Annotated in this window: 13 protein-coding genes and 1 pseudogene; 7 read left to right on the top strand and 7 right to left on the bottom strand. The window is 40.2% G+C overall.

Translation table 11 applies throughout. From position 1 onward, the window contains the following. Window positions 1-7 precede the first annotated feature (7 nt). From OGM63_RS10230 to OGM63_RS10220, 3 genes are all read left to right on the top strand, one after another. Window positions 8-730 (top strand): molybdopterin-dependent oxidoreductase, encoded by a 723-nt coding sequence (locus OGM63_RS10230; RefSeq protein ID WP_263745411.1) that lies wholly within the window; start codon window positions 8-10, stop codon window positions 728-730. An 86-nt stretch (window positions 731-816) separates the two neighbouring features. After that, a complete protein-coding gene (locus OGM63_RS10225; RefSeq protein WP_263745410.1) occupies window positions 817-2,244 on the top strand; it encodes a bifunctional orotidine-5'-phosphate decarboxylase/orotate phosphoribosyltransferase in 1,428 nt (475 codons plus the stop codon). Between the two features lie 402 nt (window positions 2,245-2,646). Further along, window positions 2,647-3,735 carry an AI-2E family transporter gene (locus OGM63_RS10220; protein ID WP_263745409.1) on the top strand — a complete coding sequence of 363 codons (1,089 nt, stop codon included), beginning with the start codon at window positions 2,647-2,649 and terminating at the stop codon, window positions 3,733-3,735. 186 nt (window positions 3,736-3,921) lie between these two features. On the opposite strand, the gene OGM63_RS10215 is transcribed toward OGM63_RS10220, so the two are convergent. From OGM63_RS10215 to OGM63_RS10205, 3 genes are all read right to left on the bottom strand, one after another. Further along, window positions 3,922-4,260, bottom strand: a complete 339-nt coding sequence (locus OGM63_RS10215) for an MGMT family protein (protein WP_263745408.1) — start codon at window positions 4,258-4,260, stop codon at window positions 3,922-3,924. Between the two features lie 198 nt (window positions 4,261-4,458). Continuing rightward, window positions 4,459-5,124 (bottom strand): 2OG-Fe dioxygenase family protein, encoded by a 666-nt coding sequence (locus OGM63_RS10210; RefSeq protein ID WP_263745407.1) that lies wholly within the window; start codon window positions 5,122-5,124, stop codon window positions 4,459-4,461. A gap of 186 nt (window positions 5,125-5,310) precedes the next feature. Beyond that, on the bottom strand, window positions 5,311-6,072 hold the full coding sequence (locus OGM63_RS10205; RefSeq protein WP_263745406.1) for an HpcH/HpaI aldolase family protein: 762 nt from the start codon (window positions 6,070-6,072) through the stop codon (window positions 5,311-5,313). A 142-nt stretch (window positions 6,073-6,214) separates the two neighbouring features. Here OGM63_RS10205 and sfsA point away from each other — a divergent pair, with 142 nt between their 5' ends. After that, window positions 6,215-6,943 carry a DNA/RNA nuclease SfsA gene (sfsA, locus tag OGM63_RS10200; RefSeq protein WP_445974551.1) on the top strand — a complete coding sequence of 243 codons (729 nt, stop codon included), beginning with the start codon at window positions 6,215-6,217 and terminating at the stop codon, window positions 6,941-6,943. 54 nt (window positions 6,944-6,997) lie between these two features. On the opposite strand, the gene OGM63_RS10195 is transcribed toward sfsA, so the two are convergent. The 4 genes from OGM63_RS10195 to OGM63_RS29800 all read right to left on the bottom strand — a co-directional run bounded on the left by OGM63_RS10195 (window position 6,998) and on the right by OGM63_RS29800 (window position 15,164). Then, on the bottom strand, window positions 6,998-9,874 hold the full coding sequence (locus tag OGM63_RS10195; RefSeq protein ID WP_263745405.1) for a CHAT domain-containing protein: 2,877 nt from the start codon (window positions 9,872-9,874) through the stop codon (window positions 6,998-7,000). Further along, on the bottom strand, window positions 9,826-11,583 hold the full coding sequence (locus OGM63_RS10190) for a ShlB/FhaC/HecB family hemolysin secretion/activation protein (protein WP_263745404.1): 1,758 nt from the start codon (window positions 11,581-11,583) through the stop codon (window positions 9,826-9,828). Before OGM63_RS10190 ends, OGM63_RS10195 begins: the two co-directional genes overlap by 49 nt. A 13-nt stretch (window positions 11,584-11,596) precedes the next feature. Beyond that, window positions 11,597-14,473 carry a two-partner secretion domain-containing protein gene (locus OGM63_RS10185; protein WP_263745403.1) on the bottom strand — a complete coding sequence of 959 codons (2,877 nt, stop codon included), beginning with the start codon at window positions 14,471-14,473 and terminating at the stop codon, window positions 11,597-11,599. Between the two features lie 556 nt (window positions 14,474-15,029). Beyond that, window positions 15,030-15,164 carry a transposase gene (locus tag OGM63_RS29800; RefSeq protein WP_375340475.1) on the bottom strand — a complete coding sequence of 45 codons (135 nt, stop codon included), beginning with the start codon at window positions 15,162-15,164 and terminating at the stop codon, window positions 15,030-15,032. Between the two features lie 692 nt (window positions 15,165-15,856). Between OGM63_RS29800 and OGM63_RS10180 the strand changes: the two genes are divergently transcribed. From OGM63_RS10180 to OGM63_RS10170, 3 genes and pseudogenes are all read left to right on the top strand, one after another. After that, the gene (locus tag OGM63_RS10180) at window positions 15,857-16,237 is read left to right on the top strand and encodes a hypothetical protein (protein WP_263745402.1); all 381 of its coding nucleotides are present in this window, start codon (window positions 15,857-15,859) and stop codon (window positions 16,235-16,237) included. Between the two features lie 330 nt (window positions 16,238-16,567). Then, on the top strand, window positions 16,568-17,920 hold the full coding sequence (locus OGM63_RS10175) for a histidine phosphatase family protein (RefSeq protein WP_263745401.1): 1,353 nt from the start codon (window positions 16,568-16,570) through the stop codon (window positions 17,918-17,920). Between the two features lie 172 nt (window positions 17,921-18,092). Beyond that, window positions 18,093-18,585 (top strand): annotated as a pseudogene (locus OGM63_RS10170) (dihydroorotase); the annotation flags it as partial.

Below are 18,585 nucleotides of genomic sequence, written 5' to 3'. Positions count from 1 at the left end.
TAATTTGATGAATTTAATTCGCGTACCTAATTCTCAATTAACACGTCGGAGATTTTTACAAGTTTCCGGCATTTCTGGCATGGGTTTTCTTCTTAGCGGTTGCGGCACACCGCTATTTAGTGATGTTGTGAATAACCTTTCTGAACCGTTGAATCAAAAGGTAGAAACATTATTATTTAATCCCCAAAAGCCTGTACCGGAATTCTCCAAGAGTGATATTAAACCTTCTGATTTGCTAATTAATACTTTCCAAGATACTCCAATTATTGACCAGGCAAAATTTCGCTTAATTGTTGATGGCGATGTCAAAAATCCTCTCAACTTGAGTATGACAGATATTCAGGCTTTGCCACTGACTTCAATGATTATTCGTCATATTTGTGTTGAAGGTTGGTCAGCGATTGTGCAATGGGGTGGTATACGTCTGCGGGAAATTGTCGCTCTTGCCCAACCGAAAGCAAATGTCAAATTTGCTTACTTTAAATCTGCTGATGGCTATTACGAAAGTTGGGATATTGCATCAGTATTGCATCCCCAAACTTTATTAGCTTATCAGAAAAATGGTGAACCTTTGCCAGTTGATAATGGTGCCCCCTTGCGTTTAGCTTCGCCAGTTAAACTTGGTTATAAGCAGAGTAAGTGGGTGACTCAGGTTACTTTGATTAGTGATTTGCCACGGATGAAGGGTTACTGGGAAGACCAGGGTTATGAATGGTATGGAGGGTTGTAGAAAGTTATGAGTTATGAGTTATGAGTTATGAGTTATGAATTTATAACTCATAACTTAGTTTTTGTATGATGTTTTAAATATTTAATATGAATTTTTTTGATAAATTGAGTCAGGCGATCGCCCAAAATCAAAGCTTACTATTTGTCGGGCTTGATCCCAATCCAGAGATGATGCCTGCTCGCTACGCTTCTAGTGATATTATCTCTAGTTTGTCGGATTGGTTGCAATTTATTATTGCCGAAACAGCCGAACAAGTTTGCGTTTATAAACCGACACTCGGCTTTTATCAAGCTTTGGGGATTCCTGGTTTGGAATTGCTGCAAAAAACTTTATTCTCTATCCCCCCTCACATTCCAGTTATTTTAGATGCAAAACACAGTGACTTAAATACCAGCACAATTTTCGCCCGCACTGTGTTTAGTGAATGGAATGTGGATGCAATCACTCTCAGTCCCTATGCCGGACAAGATAATGTCGCACCGTTTTTGGTTTATGCTGGTAAGGCGGTATTTGTTTTGTGTTGTACTTCTAATTCATCCGCACAATCTTTACAGCAGTTTCCGACAGCGGAAACACCCTTTTATTTACAAGTAGTAAAAGAATCAAAAAATTGGGGTACTCCAGAACAATTATGTTTAGAAGTGGGAACAACAAAGCCTGATATTTTCGCCCGGATTCGAGCCGATGCGCCAGAACGAATTATCATGGCTCGTAGTATCTGGGCAGAAGGTGGCAACCTTAATCAAGTCTTAGCGGCTGGTTTGAATAAGAATGGTGACGGTTTGCTGATTCCGGTTCCTCAAGATATGTTGAGTTCAACAGAATTATCTCAAGAAGTTCAGTCTTTAAATGCCCAAATTAATCAAGTAAAAGCTGAAATTATCCAAGATGTTTCTAGCTGTTCTCTATGGTTGCCAGATGTTTGTTTTTTGGATCAACATCCGCAACAAGATTTAATTTTGCAACTTTATGATATTGGCTGTATTATGTTTGGCAACTTTGTCCAAGCATCGGGAGCCACATTTCCTTATTACGTCGATTTACGCAAAATAATTTCTAATCCGCAAGTTTTTAATCAAGTTATTATTGCTTATGAAGAAATTTTGGTCAAGCTAAATTTTGATAGAATAGCAGGTATTCCCTACGGTTCTTTGCCTACAGCTACTGGTTTATCTTTGCGTCTTCAATGTCCGATGATTTTTCCCCGTAAAGAAGTGAAAGCACACGGAACCCGCAGAGTAATTGAGGGTGATTTTCATCCTGGGGAAACAGTTGCGGTAGTTGATGATATTCTCATCAGCGGTAAAAGTGTTATGGAAGGGGCTGAAAAGTTAAAATCGGCAGGATTAAATGTGAATGATATTGTAGTTTTTATTGACCACGAACATGGCGTAAAAGACAGATTACGAGAAAATGGTTATCAAGGTCATGCAGTTTTAACTATTTCCGAAATTACACAAACGCTGTATCAAGCTGGACGGATAAATGATGAGCAATTTTCAGCTTTGAAATAAGTATAATATCATGTCCGTTTAATTAACAGTAATAAAAATATCGTAACCGTCGTAGAGACGTTACGAAAGGAACGTCTAAACAAAAGTAAGATAAAGCCCTGACGACTAGAAGTCGCGGCTAAACGAACGAAGTCCGCCTGCGCGGACTAGAAAAATCTAGCGTTTTGAAGCCTGCGTGTGCCTGCTTTGTATTTGTAGCCTCAGGCTAAAGCGCCTGAGGGCGAAGCGGACTACAAAATCAATGGTTTCCTAACCTGCGTAGGCGGGTTTTGTCTGTGAGCCAGTGGCTAAAGCGCCTGAGGGCGAAAATGTGAGCAAACTCAATAATTATCTGTGCTTTTATATCCTAAAATTTGTAGGATGAGCATTGCTCATCCTAAATCTGGTAATTTGAAATTAATTATGACTGTTTCACTCAATCAATTAATTAAATGGTTAATTATAACGCTGATATTTCCTTTAATCTTTCTCAATGGTTGGCTAGTATTTCGATTTTTTGAATATTTTCAACCTTTGGTGACAACTTTTATTTTGGCAACTTTGCTAGCATTCATTTTGAATTACCCCGTTTCAATTCTTGAGGAACGTGGAGTTAAGCGTGGCTATGCGATCGCATTAGTTTTTTTCTCAACTATTATAATTTTAGCTGGTTTGGGTCTTATTTTGCTTCCCATTGTATTAGAGCAGTTTCACGAAATGGTTAAACAGCTTCCGCAATGGATTGATTCTAATGAGCAAAAACTCCAGATTTTAAATGATTGGGCTATAAATCACAGTTTTAAAGTAAATTTTAGTCAAATATTTACGCAAATAACAGACCGATTGCCTAACGAGTTGGAGTTTTTAGGAGATAAAGTTTTTAGCATTGTCATAGAAACTTTTGATAGTATTTCTGAGGCATTAATTACAATAGTGCTGACTTTTTACCTTTTAGCTGATGGCAAGAGAATATGGGATGGAATATTTCAAAAGTTACCTTGGAGTTTTGGTCAGAAGGTAAGGCAGTCGATTCAGAAAAATTTTCAAAATTATTTGATTGGTCAGCTAGCTTTGGCTTTGCTGATGGGAGTTTCACTGACAATAGTGTTTTTGCTTCTCAAAGTTCCCTTTGCTTTACTCTTTGGTTTGGGAGTGGGAATTTTGAGTTTAATTCCTTTTGGTGATGTGGTAAGTCTTGCGGTGATAACTTTAATCATAGCGTCACATGATTTTTGGTTAGCAGTAAAAGTTTTAGCTGCATCTGTTGTAGTTGACCAGTTAATTGACCAAGCGATCGCTCCCCGTATTTTAGGTAGTTTCACAGGACTTAGACCAATCTGGGTGTTAGTTTCTTTGCTAGTAGGAACTTATATTGGTGGGTTGTTGGGATTGCTGATTGCTGTACCTGTAGCTGGTTTTATTAAAGATGCGGCAGATAATTTTGTTTCTATGTCTGATTATGCAGATAATGTTGATGCTAAGGAAAAATCACTCTTAGATGTTAATCAATAGACATCTCCAGAAAAGAATGTAGAGACTTCGGACGATCGCGTCTCTACAAGGGTTTCGGTTAACGCATAATTAATTTCCAACAGATGTCTAATGTAGAGACGTAGCACTTGGTAGTCTCTTGGGGTTTTGGACAACGCATATTTAATTTTCACGTCTATGAGACCCCCTGTTCTGCGTGCCCGCTGACTACGAATCCATGAAAATTTCAGGATCTTCAGGTTGCCACAGATACTCACGCAAATTGATTTTTCCTTCAGGGTTAAATTTTATTCCTTCTTCTTCAAGAAGCGATCGCTGTTTGTAATCTGTGCCATTTCGCTGCATTGAGTGGGATATCTCCCCTTTGGCATTAATCACTCGATGCCAAGGTATATCTGATAAACTTATATCAACTTGATAGAGAGCATATCCAACTAAACGCGCTTTTCCGTACAAGTGAGCCAAATCTGCTATTTGTCCGTAAGTTGCTACCTTAGATGAAGGTATTTGGCGGACAATTGCATATATTTTGTCATATTTGGACATTTATCTTTTATATCATTTTTGGTAAATCACACGTATTGTAGAGACGTTCCGGTGGAACACAGACGTTCCGGTGGAACACAGACGTTCCGGTGGAACACAGACGTTCCGGTGGAACACAGACGTTCCACCGGAACGTCTCTACTTTATTTTCGCATTTCCTGCTGACGCATCGGCATTATTTAGTTCGTACTCAATTAATCACCTAAGCAAACTTGGGGAAGTTAAAACAAAAACATCTCTTGTTCCCTGAGCCTCAGTCTGAGGTTTAATCGGAGTAGTAAAATGATAAAATTCATGGTCATTAACCAAGAGTAATTCTCCAGAATTGAGAACTTTATTAAAAACGGGCTTTTCTTTTTTAGCAGTGTAAAGATGCGTTTCTCCACCTTGAATATTTTCTCTATCAACAGAAAATATCCCAATAAAATCAGTACCATCCTGATGAATACCTTCAGGTGCGGGATTTCCTAAATTATTTGGTGAACAAGTCGTTCTAATTTGATGAACTCCTATTTCGGCTTCTGGGTGAAGTTTACAAGAATCAGTAAATGCCAAAACCATATATTTAAAAATATCAAGTTCTATCAGTGCATCATCTAATTCTGCAAACTCTCTTTTAACATCACCCACTAATGGATTGTATTCTTTGCTTTGAAAAAGGTAGCCATGAGGTAATTTGCTTAATTTATCCTCAGAAATTAGAAAACGAGATAACCTTCTAAAGCGATAGTTACCTTTAATATAAGGGTCTAAAGGCAAATCGTTAAAAAACGGCTTGAAACCTTTTGGATTTAGAGAATTTACCTTTCGCAATGTAAACATAAAGGCATATTCTAATTGCATCAATTCCGATACTTTTTGCATAATCTTTTCCTGATTGCAGAGACTTTCCCAATTTTTCTACTGGGAGATTTATAACACTAAGTATAAATTATTTTTTTAGTAAATGTCGTTAGATAGACTACAGAAATTTACATTTTATGATATATAAGGTGATTCAACTAACTGTTGTAGAGACGTAGCAGTGCTACGTCTCTACAATTTCCGTCGTCATGTCCTCACTGCGTTGACTAAATTCTCACAGGCTCTTAAGAAGATGCTCACATCCACCCCCAGCCCGATGTATTGAATTCCTGCATCAATCCACTGCTTGGCAACTTGGGGGTTGTCAGCAAAGGTGCCGACTGCTTTGCCGGAGTCGCGAATAATCGTGACGCATTGCTGCATCAACTCAATAACACGCGGATCTCTTACCTGACCGGGAATACCCAGCGACTGCGATAAGTCGTAGGGACCGAGAAAGATAACGTCAATGTGGGGTACACTAACAATCTCTGCAATGTTCTCCACGCCGCGCTGACCTTCGACATGAACCACGACTAAAGACTCTTCGTTTAACTCGTCTGTGATTTGGGTTCCCGCTGCTGTGTACATACCCGCTCGCGTAGCGAATGAAAGTCCCCGCGAACCGAGAGGGCTGTATTTAGCTGCCTTAACGCATTCTGAAGCATCAGATTTCGTTTCAATTTGCGGCACTTGCACCCCAGCACTACCAATGTCAAGCGCTCTTTGAATTTGCGGTGCATCGTTCTTCCTGATGCGGATCATTGGGGCAATTCCGACGCAATCTGCGGCACGGCAGAGGTCTTCCGCAGCTAGTGTATGCAAGGGTCCATGCTCCATGTCAATCACCGCAAAATCAAATCCTGCATGTCCGCAGATTTCGATAAACGCTGGATAAGCGCAGTTCATAAATGGACCGAGGACAACCTCACCCCGCTTGAGTTTTTGTTTAAGTTGATTTTCACGCATTGGTTATGGCTTATGATCAATTTTGAGCTACCTTACGCAAAATTACTCCAAAATCAATGGATTTGGGGAATGGGTAATGAGGGAATTCCCAATTCCCAATGCCCAATGCCCAATGCCCAATGCCCAATTCCCAATTCCCAAAATGATGAATGATTGGCTTTACCGCTACCCGCTTTTATATCCTGGTATCTTGCTGAAGCGTTACAAGCGCTTTTTTGCAGATGTTCAACTTGCTTCTGGGGAAATAGTAACAGCGCACTGTCCGAATACTGGACCCATGACTGGGGTTTCCACTCCTGGGAGTGCGGTGCAGTTATCTTTAAGTGATAATCTCAAGCGTAAATTGCCTTATACTTTGGAATTGATTCAGGTACATGATAATGAGCCAACTTGGGTAGGTGTTAATACTGTTTTGCCAAATCGGGTAGTGAAGCTGGCTTTAGCTACATACCTTTTTCCTGAATTGGGTGGGTATAGCCAAATTCGCTCTGAGGTGGTTTATGGAGAAGATAAAAAAAGTCGAGTTGATTTTTTCTTGACAGGAAACGATGACGATCGCTCGATTTTTTTAGAAGTCAAAAATACAACTTTGGCTGAAGGAAGATTGGGATTATTTCCCGATACGGAGACGACAAGGGGACAAAAGCACCTACGGGAACTGATGGCACTGTTGCCCCAAAGCCGTGCGGTGATGCTTTACTTTATTAATCGGGGTGATTGTACGCATTTTGCCCCTGGTGATATTACTGACCCTGTATATGGTAAGTTGTTGCGGCAAGCGATCGCTCTCGGTTTGGAAGTTTTACCCTGTCGTTTTCAAGTCACTCCAGAAGGCATTCAGTATTTGGGTTTGGCAGAATACAAATTTTAACGATTACTTATTAAAGACGATTTGATATTGAAGATAAGGTGCGGTTTGCACCAACTAAATCCAATTACCCGCTAGAATAAAAGGTGCCCAGTATAAAGGATCATTGTACTCCTCATACTTCTCATCTCTTAAAAAAGATATCTGGGCAGAGCGAAGTGCTTCCGCTCTAGTCATTTTTTTGTCACGGTTAGTTAAATTTTTGTAGAATTCTTCCATCAGCTTTGCTGTAGCAGCATCTGATACATTCCATAAAGTCGCAATTGTACTACTCGCTCCAGAGTGCAACACTACCCCAGCGATACCTAAAGCAGCTCTCTCGTCTCCTGAAGCTGTCTGACAGGCACTTAAAACAAGTAATTCAATGTTTCTGTTCCTAATTCTATCTTTAGGGTTGAGCAAATTCCGGAACTCATCTATACCAATGCTATTATTATCCCCAGTCAGAATAAATGTTTGCTCGCGGTTAGAACTAAAAACACCATGAGTTGCTAAGTGTACTACATTAGGAGAAGATTTAATTTTTTCTTGTAAATTCTTTGTGTTAAATTTTTCATTGCGAAGTTCATCGTAAGGTATTCGTAAATTCTTACTAAGATTTTTAATAATATTCAATTCTTTACCTATATTTTCGAGTGCTTGAAAATCCTGTCCCCTTGCAGATCCTCCTTTAGTAACTCCCGCTGCTAAAATTTTGATATTTTCTGGTTTAAGTGGTTTTGGCTGTATCAGTTGCTGACCTAAATTTAGAACTATATTATACTTTTCGACAAGATAATGTTTGCCATCGTAAAGAGCAGCTATGGGAATTTTTTGAAAAGGACGATCGAGTACAAAAACTAAAGTTTTTATATTTTCTTGGGTTAACTGTTTCTCTAACTCCAAAGGTATTAACCAATTATATATTTTTTGGGATAGTTTGAATTTTTTTTTGGAAGTTATATCTGATTCTTTTTTTGTAGTTCTTGCTGTATTTGCAGAGTCTGGTTCTACTGTTTTGTTGTATATATTAGCCAAATCCTCCAAAGTGTTCTTAACTTCTTTCTTAGGTATTGTCTGTCGATAAACATGGGATTGTCCAGATTGAGAGACAATGACTTCTAAACGATGTTCCAAAATAATTGGATAGATAACTGCTGTACTTTTACTCTTATCAATATTGTCAATTTGGACTGGTTTAGCTATTGCTGGTGAACAAGGTTCTTGAAAGAAGTTATCTAGCTCTGCCAATTGCAAAGATTCCATGACAAGACGAGCTATATCTAAGGGATTTTTTGGTGTTTCACCCTCCCCAGGTTTGTCTGCTTCTGGAATGTTATTCAGCAATACCAATTTTTCTACATTAATTTTCCCGATTTCAGCTTGTAATAGTAAATCAATAAATTCTCGATATACAGGTTCCACATCTTGACGAAAAGCAAACTGGTTATCAGCATTAGTAACTAAATCTCCACGGAGCGATTGGAGTATATTCCATGCTTCAGCGTAAGATGCAAGTGCTGCTTTTATATCTCCTTGAGCTTTAAAAATGCGTCCTAATTGGCTTCTCTGACGATATAAAACTTGACGGTTATCAACATTAATATCACCATATAATTTTATAGCTTCTTGAGTGAAGCTTTTTGCCTGAGCAAGGTAGAGTTGCTCTTGTTTTGTTATTTTTTCTGTATCTGATACTTGTAGTTCGTATAGCCTAGCAAGATTACTTAAAGCTGCTGCTTCTGCTTGCTTGTCTTTCAAGCTGCGAGCTTCTTGGATAGCGTTGAATATAAATTTTGCAATTTTTTGTGGAGAAAAGTAGTCTTTGTTACTTTTAAGATTCATCAGATTATGAGTAAAATTAATCTGCGCGTAGATTGTTTCACGACTCTGCGGTAAGTTACCCAAATGAGACTCGATTTTGGGCAATAAATCTTCTACTTTTACTATAGTATTCAATTTTTCTTGTAGTTCATCCAATTGTTGTTTTGATTCTTCAGAAGTATCAGCCTGTAAATATAGAAAATCTTTTTGTCTGTTAAGCAAATCTTGGTGCTTTTCAATCTGTTCATCCCACCATGCTTGCATTTCAATTCTTAGGCTGAGTTGATTTAGTTCAGCCTTAATCTCTGTTATTAATGAATCCTGGGGTTTTGCTGCTTCCTGATAATATTGGAATGCTCGTTTATATACCCCTATAACTTCTTCTTTTTCTTCCTCACATTTATGAGATTCTGGTTCACATTTTTTCTCAAGAGTATTTAGAATTTTCTCGTAATCTAACTCATCTCTGTTTTTATTACCTTTAGCACGTTCTAGATTGCCTAATGCGAGTAGAGATTCACTCTTTTGTTGAGGATATTGTTCAGATGCTTGCAAACTTATTTCTAAAATTTGCTGGGATAAATCTAGTTTACCAAATCTTTGTAATATCTCACCGACTATACGCAAACCAATTATCTTATTAAGGACATTTGGTTTTGAGTTGATATTTTTAATAAGATTTTGATTGTTATCCTTACTAATTAATTCCTTGCAAGTTAAATTCAAGTTACCAAAAGTTTGTATAACTTGATTACATGCTTCCGAATAAAGCCCTAAAGATTGTAAAGCTTTGGCTTGATTAATTATATTTTTGTTTTTCTCATCCTCATTTTTACCATAAGCATCTGCTGCTTGTTGCCAAGTTTTGGCAGCTTCTGCAAAACGTCCGGCATCGTAATATTCTTTTCCTTGCTTTTCCAACTCTAAGGCATTGGATGCGATCAAACTTGATTGTAATTGACTTTCAAATCCGACAACTTTATCTGCTAAAATTGCCGGAACAATTAAGCTAAAAGTTAATGTGAATAATGCTAAAAATAACGTTGCAAACTTTTGACGATGCTTAAATCTAAACCTATTTCTTAAAATGGATTGTACTCCATGTAAAAATATAGACCTTTTTCTTGCCATGTTCTATCCCTAGAATTAATATCAGTTAAAGGAATGCCATAATCTAAACGAGCTTTGAAACGTTCACCCATTTCCCACTGCAAACCCAAACCAACACCAGCTAAAGTGTTACGATTTGGAGTATTTCTGCCGGAACTACTCCAAGCAGTACCAATATCAACAAATGGAATTAATTGTAAAACATTTTTTCCCCGATCTGTATTGTAAATAGGTAATTGCAAATCTGCGGAAACAAAAACACCATTATCACTAAAAACAGCATCTTGACGATAACCTCGCACGCTGAAAATACCGCCTAATGTAAACTGTTCTAAAGGTACGATCGCTCTGCTAGCTAGTTGCACATCAGAACGCAGTAAAAGTTTAGGTGCAACCCGTGGATTGTCAGTTTCCAAACCAAGTAAGTGCAACCACAGTAATTGTCCTCGCCATGCAAAAAAACGACCATCAGGAGCCTTATCATTAATTGTGGCGTCAAATGCACCCACACCCAAACTAAACTGAGAGCGGGCAATTAAAACTTGTTGAAAACTACTTTGCTTGTACTCTTGAAAGAAACGCAATGCGGAAATCCGGGTGTTTCCTTGTGCGTCTGCTCCTACGGAAATGGGAAAGTTTACCCCTAAAATAGAAGTATCGCTTTCTCGCCGAGTTAATGTCAAGCCAAGTGCCAATTCTTGGGTGAATTTATTGTTAGCATTTTGCACAATTGGCTGACGCACAGTGAGTTCATAGTTGCGATAATTTGACTCAATATCTAAGTCGTCAAATGGCGGTTCAATGATATTGCTTAAGGTGTTGTTATAGCTAAAACTAATAGTACCATTGTGAGGATTAATCGGTATGGTGTAACTTGCATCTATGGCGTTGCTGCCATCGGTATTGTTATAGGCTATATTCAGGCTATCTCCTAATCCAGTTAAATTAGCCTGTTTTATCTGTAATCCCCGTCGAAAACTGCCAATACTGGGGTTTCTGCTATTATCAGCAGTGATTTGGGTGCTAAAAGAATCTGCTTCGTCGATTTTGACTTTGAGTAAATTCGTCCCAGGAGTTGTGCCAGTAGATAGTTCTGCTGATATCTTTTCAATCAGGGGATCTAGTTGTAATAGTTGCAAAGCTTCTTGTAAATGTCTGACATTGAGAGGTTTTGCAGTGGCTAAATTTAAACGCGATCGCACATAATTATCATTCAACCGTCTGGAACTTGTCTGCTCTGTGTCAATTCTAATCTCTTGCAAACTACCTTCAACAATCTGAATTTTGACAACACCACCTGTTAGGGTTTGTTCTGGGATATATGCACCAGAAGTAACATATCCCTTTTTGATGTAGAGAGCGGTTATTTTAGAAGCAGCTTCGAGCAATTGGGGAAAACTAATATCTGTGTTGGTAAATTCTTGCAGTTCTTGGCGCAACCTCTCTTGACTAAATACTTCTTTTGTGTAACCGACAAAATCGAAACGTTTAACATTAATGATTCCACCAAGATCGAAATTTTGTTCGGGTAAGTTGGGTGCTGAGGGCAAAATTTGCAGAAGTTCTTCTTGAGGAAGTAGCGGTTGAGGTGTCTGGGGTTGCTCCCGATTGGGAGTAACAAAATTGGGACTTTGAACTGGGGGAATATTCTGCGATCGCGCTGACAAATATATCCCACTCCCAGCCAATAATCCCAGATTCAGCACTAACAACTCCCAAAAAAACCTCATCCTGTAAGAATTTTTAACGGACATGGCAGTTAGCTGTGGGTAGCCTAGAAGTTGGAGTTAAATTAGCAGCATTAGCTGTCAGAACTACTTCACCTTTACTGTTAACTTGCCATCCTGTAGCTGGTCGCGGATAATTATTTAATGGTAATGGATCTCGCCCTGTTGTCCCACTGACTCTGACCGCTTCACTGCTAAGTGGTTCCGTAGGGTTAGGGGGCAGTCCACCACGTCCGGTAATAAGAAATTGGCTGCGGTCTTTTCTTCCCTCTGCTGCACAAGTTTGCGCTACCTGGTTTTCTGGAGCGAGAACTGGAACTTCAACTAATCCTTGACTCGGTGTCACATCTGGAGTATTAATAGCCACAACCCCGCTGAATTGAGTTCCCAAGGCAGAACTGGCAGTAATCGCACCCCCAAGGGCAAACAGTCCTTGGGTGGTAATTTGCACATTTCCCCCTAGTCTGCCAGCATCTGCCCTAATGCTGCTATTTTCTAAGATGGCGAGGGTACCTGCGGTAATTGTGATATTACCACCATTGCCACTTTTACCAGTAGTAGATATTTGAGAATTGCCTCGCAGTTGTAAAGAATCTTGAACTTGTAGATTAATGTTAGCACCGTTTCCCAATACCGTTAACCCGATAATCGAGCCATTATTCAGCTTGATTTCGTTAGCTCGTGCTTGCAGGTTGCCAGCTGATCCTGAACCTCTAGCACTCACCGACACTTCAGCCCCATCTCGAATACTCAACAAACCAGTGTTAATTTCTAAGTTACCACCGATTCCCGTCGCTTCATTTTCTCTGATATTTGGTCTTGGTTCTCCAGACAAAGCAAACAAACCGCTGGCAAATCTACGTGTCTCAATTTTTCCGTCACGCACCAGTTGCACCTGCCCTATCCCGCTCAAATCTATACGATCTGAGGCATTGACAATCAAATTACCACCCCTACCACCAGGGATGCCGTTTTCACCCCTACCACGAGTAGATACTGAAATTCTTGCACCATCTTTAATCAGTAACCGGGGTGTATTAACCGTTATAGAACCTCCGTCTTTGGTTCCTTCAGTAGCAGCAAACAACCCGCTGCGACTGAAGATTGGACTGTTGGGAATAGCACTTGCCCCAATCAGTTCTACTGAATCGGAAGCACGAACCTTAAGCTCTCCCGAACTCCCCGTTCCAAAAGCTGTAACCGAAACGTCTGCACCATCGCTAACTCTCAACTGCCGAGTATCAATGGTGATATTACCAGAGTCCCCCGTACCACGGGAGGTAGCAGCTAAAGTACTGAATCCTCGATTAATAATTGATGCTCCAGTTATATCTATAACATCAGCTTTGACAGTAATATTTCCACCCTGACCCCTACCCGCAGTGCCTGCTGATAGTTGTGCCCCCTCAAGAATAGTTAACTGCCCAGTTTCAACTCTGATATCTCCGGCATTACCTGTAGCTGCATTTTCTGGGATATTTGGTCTTTCCTCTCCAGACAAAGCAAATAAACCACTGGCAAATCTACCATTTGAACCACTACCGCTTAGTTCTATCACTTTCGCATTGACAAGCAGATTACCACCAGTACCACCTAGTTTACCGTTCTCCCCTCTACCGCTTGTAGACACGGACACCCTTGCCCCATTCAGTACCCGCAAGTTAGGGGTATTAATTCTTATATTTCCCCCCTTTCCAGTTCCTTCAGTAGCGGCAAACAAACCACTACGACTGAAGTTTAGACCATTTGAACTGATGCGATCGCCGATTAATTCTACAAACTCAGAGGCATTGACACTCAGGTTTCCTCCCCTCCCGGAGTTAAAAGTTGTCACCGACACATCACCACCATCTCTGGCAGTCAACCGATTGGTTGTAATATTTATGCTTCCAGAATCACCAGTTCCTTTTGAGGTAGCTGCAATTGTGCTGAATACTTGACTGTCTGGTGATGCACCACTGATTTCAACTGCATCAGCTTGCACATTAATTCTACCAGCGTTCCCTTCGTTCAAAGCTTGTACAGTAATTCTAGAGCCATTTGTCACAGTCAAATTTGTCGCTCGAACAAAAATTTCCCCACCGTTTTGACGAACAGAATTATCGGCGACAATTCTCGATCCATCAGTCAGCGTTACGTCCCCACCTTGCACTTGGATATTACCACTATTCATCCCACTGGCACTAACTATAGACTGGGAAAGTAGTTGAATATTCCCAAAATTATTTATCCCGTTATATCCTAAAGTCCAGCCGTTAGCTGTGGGATTCAAGCTTACCAAACTGTTACCTCCAACACTACCGAGTTCAATTCGTCCTTGTGGTGCTGTTAACTGACTACCTTCTAGGGTGACATTCCCACCCACTAAAGCGATAGTTTTTTCCGGCAATACTTGAAGATTAGCACCGCGATTGATAATGTTTGCAGACATTCCGGGAAATTGCAAACCCAGAGGAACTGTGATACTCAATAAAGATGTACTTTGAGGATTAATCGCACTAAACTCATTGCCATCAGGAAATTTAATGCTACTTGCTGTACTAGCTACAAATGAACCCCCAATATCCAACGTTGCATTGCGTCCAAAAATAATTCCGTTGGGATTAATTAGAAATAAGCTAGCATTACCTGTCGCTTTCAGCAAACCATTAATATTAGAAGCCGAATTGCCTGTAACCCTTGTGAGAATATTTTGAATATTTAGGGAATTATTAAAAGATGCTGTCTCACCACTCAAGACGGAAAATTCTTGAAAACTGTGGAATAAGTTACTTCCAGCCACAGTTCCCCCATCAATGAGTTTGATATTTCCTTGGGGTGTGACAACTGAATTGACCCTCAGGGTGTTATCTGGGACTATTTGCCCGAATGCGGGATTTGTTACAATCAGCAAGCACAGGTGAAGACTGCAAGGGAGCCAGTCAGAAAGAGTACGTCGTATTATTTGAGACACTAAAACTGGGCAGTGGCGAGACTAGGATTAGTATTGATAAATACTACAAATCATCAGCAAAAGTCAAATAATCAGTTAAAATCTTCATTAATTTGGCGTAATTCTCCATGCTTCTACAAGCTGGGGATGTAAGCAAGTCAAAATTGCACGCGTCCTGAAAATGTTTTTTCCCATAGTTCACTCATTAGGGGTTCATGGTAAAGGGGAAAGAATTTGGATTCGGGAATTGTGACCTCCCCCCAAATAAAACCACTTACGCATAGGGGACTTTAAACCCTTATTGGGGAAAAGAATCATATAAAAAAGCGATCGCGTAAGAGGGGTTCATGGGTTCATGGTAAAGGGACTCATGGTTCATGGACTCATGTATGGAAACAAAGACCAATTTAAGTTACTCATAATATTTTTCTTTTCTTTTCCCCCTTTCCCCTTTTTCCTTTCCCCTTTCCCCCTCTTATCCCCGACCCTTTTTTCATGAACCCATGAACCCCTCCCTTCAGTAAGCATCTGTCCAAAAACTAGGGTCTTCTTTTTTCCAATAAAACTGTTTCAGGTACTCTGCAAACTCTTTTCTAATAATTCGACTTGACGCAAATTTCAGGGAGCTAATCAACTGCGACGTATTAGACATCTCCAGAAATGAACTATGCGTTGCCCAAAACCCTTGATTAGACGCGAAATTTCGCGTCTCTACATTGTTTTTCACGACGTTTGTTTATTAGACGTCTGGTATAAATTAATTATGCGTTGCCCGAAACCGTTGATTAGACGTAGCTAGCTTACGTCTCTACGTCTTTTATGGAGATGTCTATTGTTGTCTGGATGTGCATCCAGCAATAAATGTACGTGGTTTTCTTTGCCTGATTCACCTGACTTGAAAGAGGGGCAAAGGGAAAAGGTAAAAAAGTTTTTTATGAGTTATTGCTGTACGCAGTTCATGATGGCTAGTTACTTCACCTGTAAATATGTCAAAATACAGTTGGTGTTAAGGAATTGGTGGTAAAAAATGGTATGTAGACAGACGTAGCACTTGCTAGTCTCTACGATAATTTGGGGCTTAACACCAACGGTATTGAAATATATCAGGGTGCTGGTCTGCTGCTTGTTATAAGTATTTTTGATTAATTGTTGTCTTAATTAGAACTCGTGCAAATTATATCTAAAAATAATAATATATTATCTTAACACCAGAAGAAAACTTATTGACAAATCCAGTATATTAAAATACAATAATTAGCTATCACACAGCTGAGAATTAAAGCAAAGAAAATAACTTGTTTGTAGAATAAAGACAAGTAATAAAAAATAATTTGGATAAAACTAATGAACAGTAAAGTTATTGCAGCCTTGGCAATCATCGCAAGTGTGACAAGCTTGGGAAATTCAGTAAACGCACAATCACCATCAACGCAAAACTCAAACGTACTACAATACATGTTCAGTGGTGATTCTCTCAGCGGAATTAATAATAGAACAGCACAGGACGACTACGCCAAATTTTTTGCACCAAGCAATTCTGCCAATGCTCCTGGTAATAATACGCAAAAAATTGTCCCTATGGGTATTTTGCAAATCGGCGATCAACTCGAATTAAGAAGGCTTGATGAACCTCTAACACTGACAGACACTCCCATTATCTTGCAACCGGATCAGTCTGATAACAGCGTTAATGATGGGGTGCAAGTGCAGCTTTTTAGTCAATAGGATTAACTTTCAGCACACAAGAGTGGGCACGCATTCAAAAAGCTTAGAAGTTAGGCTTTTCAACTATTTTAAATGGTTGCTTGATTGACGCACCCTCTGTAAATCAAGGGTTTTTCTCAATCGTTGCGATTAAAGAAGGGATTATAGGCTGGTAGAATCAAATAGCCCCTCTGCCTTGGGTTGTATATAACCAACTCAAAGACAGAGGGGACTTTATTTTTTGGTGATACTCTAAAAATCATCGCCAAGCAAAGATAAATTGGCAAAAACGTCAATAAAGTAAACACTTTGCAGTAAAATTATTCATCTAGATAGAGGAGGGCAAAAAAGATGACTCGTGTCATCATCGTGCGCCACGGTCAAAGCACATATAATACAGAAAAGCGCATCCAAGGTCGCACAGATGCGTCCACCATCACCGAAAAAGGTCGTAAGGATGCCAGTTTATCAGGCAAAGCCCTCAGTAATATTCAATTTAATGCTATTTATAGCAGTCCTTTACGACGAGCGAAAGAAACAGCAGATATCATCCAAAGTGAATTGACAATTCATTCTATAGAATCTCTTGTTGGGCAAACTTCTCAGAAATTGCTGGAAATTGACCTTCCTTTATGGGAAACAATGCTCAGTGCTGATGTGAAGCAAAAATTTCCCGAAGACTACCGCATTTGGAAAGAACGTCCTCACGAACTGCGGATGCTAGTTCCAGAAACTGAGGGAACGAAAGAACATTTTCCGGTTTTGGCTTTATACGAACAAGCGCGGGAGTTTTGGCAAGAAATTTTGTCTCATAATCGGGGGCAAACCATTTTGATTGTCGGGCATAACGGCATCAATCGGGCGCTTCTGGGCACCGCATTGTCGATATCTCCATCTCGCTACCATTGCATACAGCAATCTAACTGTGGCATCAGCGTACTAAATTTCTCTGGGGGATTAGGAGAACCAGTCCAACTAGAATCGATGAATCAGACGCAACACTTAGACGAAAATTTGCCTTCCTTGCGACCGAATCATCAAGGAGTCAGATTGTTGCTGGTGCGTCACGGTGAAACTGAATGGAATCGTCAAGGTAGATTTCAAGGGCAAATTGATATCCCCCTAAACGATAATGGTAAGCTTCAGGCACAAAAAGCCAGCGAATTTCTCCAACAACTAGCAATTGATTTTGCTGTTAGTAGTTCAATGCTGCGTCCAAAAGAAACAGCGGAAATTATTTTAGAGCATCACAAAAGTGTAAAATTGGATTTATTTGATGGTTTAAGAGAAATTAGTCACGGACTCTGGGAAGGAAAATTTGAAAAAGAAATAGAGCAAGAATATCCCGGAGAATTGGAACGTTGGCGAACAGTTCCAGCATTGGTACAAATGCCTGAAGGGGAAAATCTGCAACAAGTGTGCGATCGCAGTATTGCCGCTTGGCAATCTATAGTTGAAACAGCAATACTAAATCAGCTTCACCTAGGCTTAGTAGTTGCTCACGACGCTACAAATAAAACCTTGCTTTGTCATATTCTCGGTTTACCATCAGAAAATTTCTGGAATTTCCGTCAAGGAAATGGGGCAATCAGCGTTATCGATTACCCTTCCGGACTGAACGGTTTACCAGTACTGCAAGCAATGAATATCACCGCTCACTTAGGTGGAGGCGTACTCGATAAAACCGCAGCCGGCGCACTTTAGAAAAGTGAGGAGTGAGGAGTTATGAGTGAGGAATAAAGTTAGGACGAAGAAGCAAAAAGTAAATAAAACTTCGCTTTTCTTAACTCCGCGCCTCCTACTCCTCGTACAGACGTTCGGTCCGGAACGTCTCTACCGCTTGGACGCTCCTCCTAACTCGTAACTCAAAATTTTTATGACTGAACTGCTGCAACAAGTACGAATTATCGACCCAGTTTCTGAAACTGACCAAATAGCTGATGTGTTGATTGTTGATGGTTATATCAGTTGCGTCGCAGAAACTATTTCTGATGTTAGTGCCGATACTCAAATCAGAGATTGTCGGGGGTTAATTTTAGGATCTGGGTTGGTAGATTTATATAGCCACTCTGGCGAACCTGGGTTTGAAGAACGGGAAACTATTTCCTCTTTGTTGCAAGCAGCAGCAGCTGGTGGTTTTACAAGAATTAGCATTTTACCCGATACATCTCCACCCATTGATAACCCAAGTGTGGTGGCGCAGTTGTTGCAGAGGAGGGGACAGGGGGGCAGGGGGACAGGGGGACTCCTTGGAAGAATTTCTCCCCACTCCCCCCATCCCCCACTCCTCCCCCCCTCCCCTCCCCCCCTCCCCCCACTCTGGGGTGCGATCACCCCGGGCGGTGCGGGGAGGCAGATGACGGAATTGG

The organism is Plectonema radiosum NIES-515 (genome assembly GCF_025753815.1).
Lineage (GTDB): Bacteria > Cyanobacteriota > Cyanobacteriia > Cyanobacteriales > Nostocaceae > Hassallia > Hassallia radiosum_A.
Note: the sequence above shows the minus strand (reverse complement) of the source record. Positions and strands in the feature narration are given on the sequence as shown.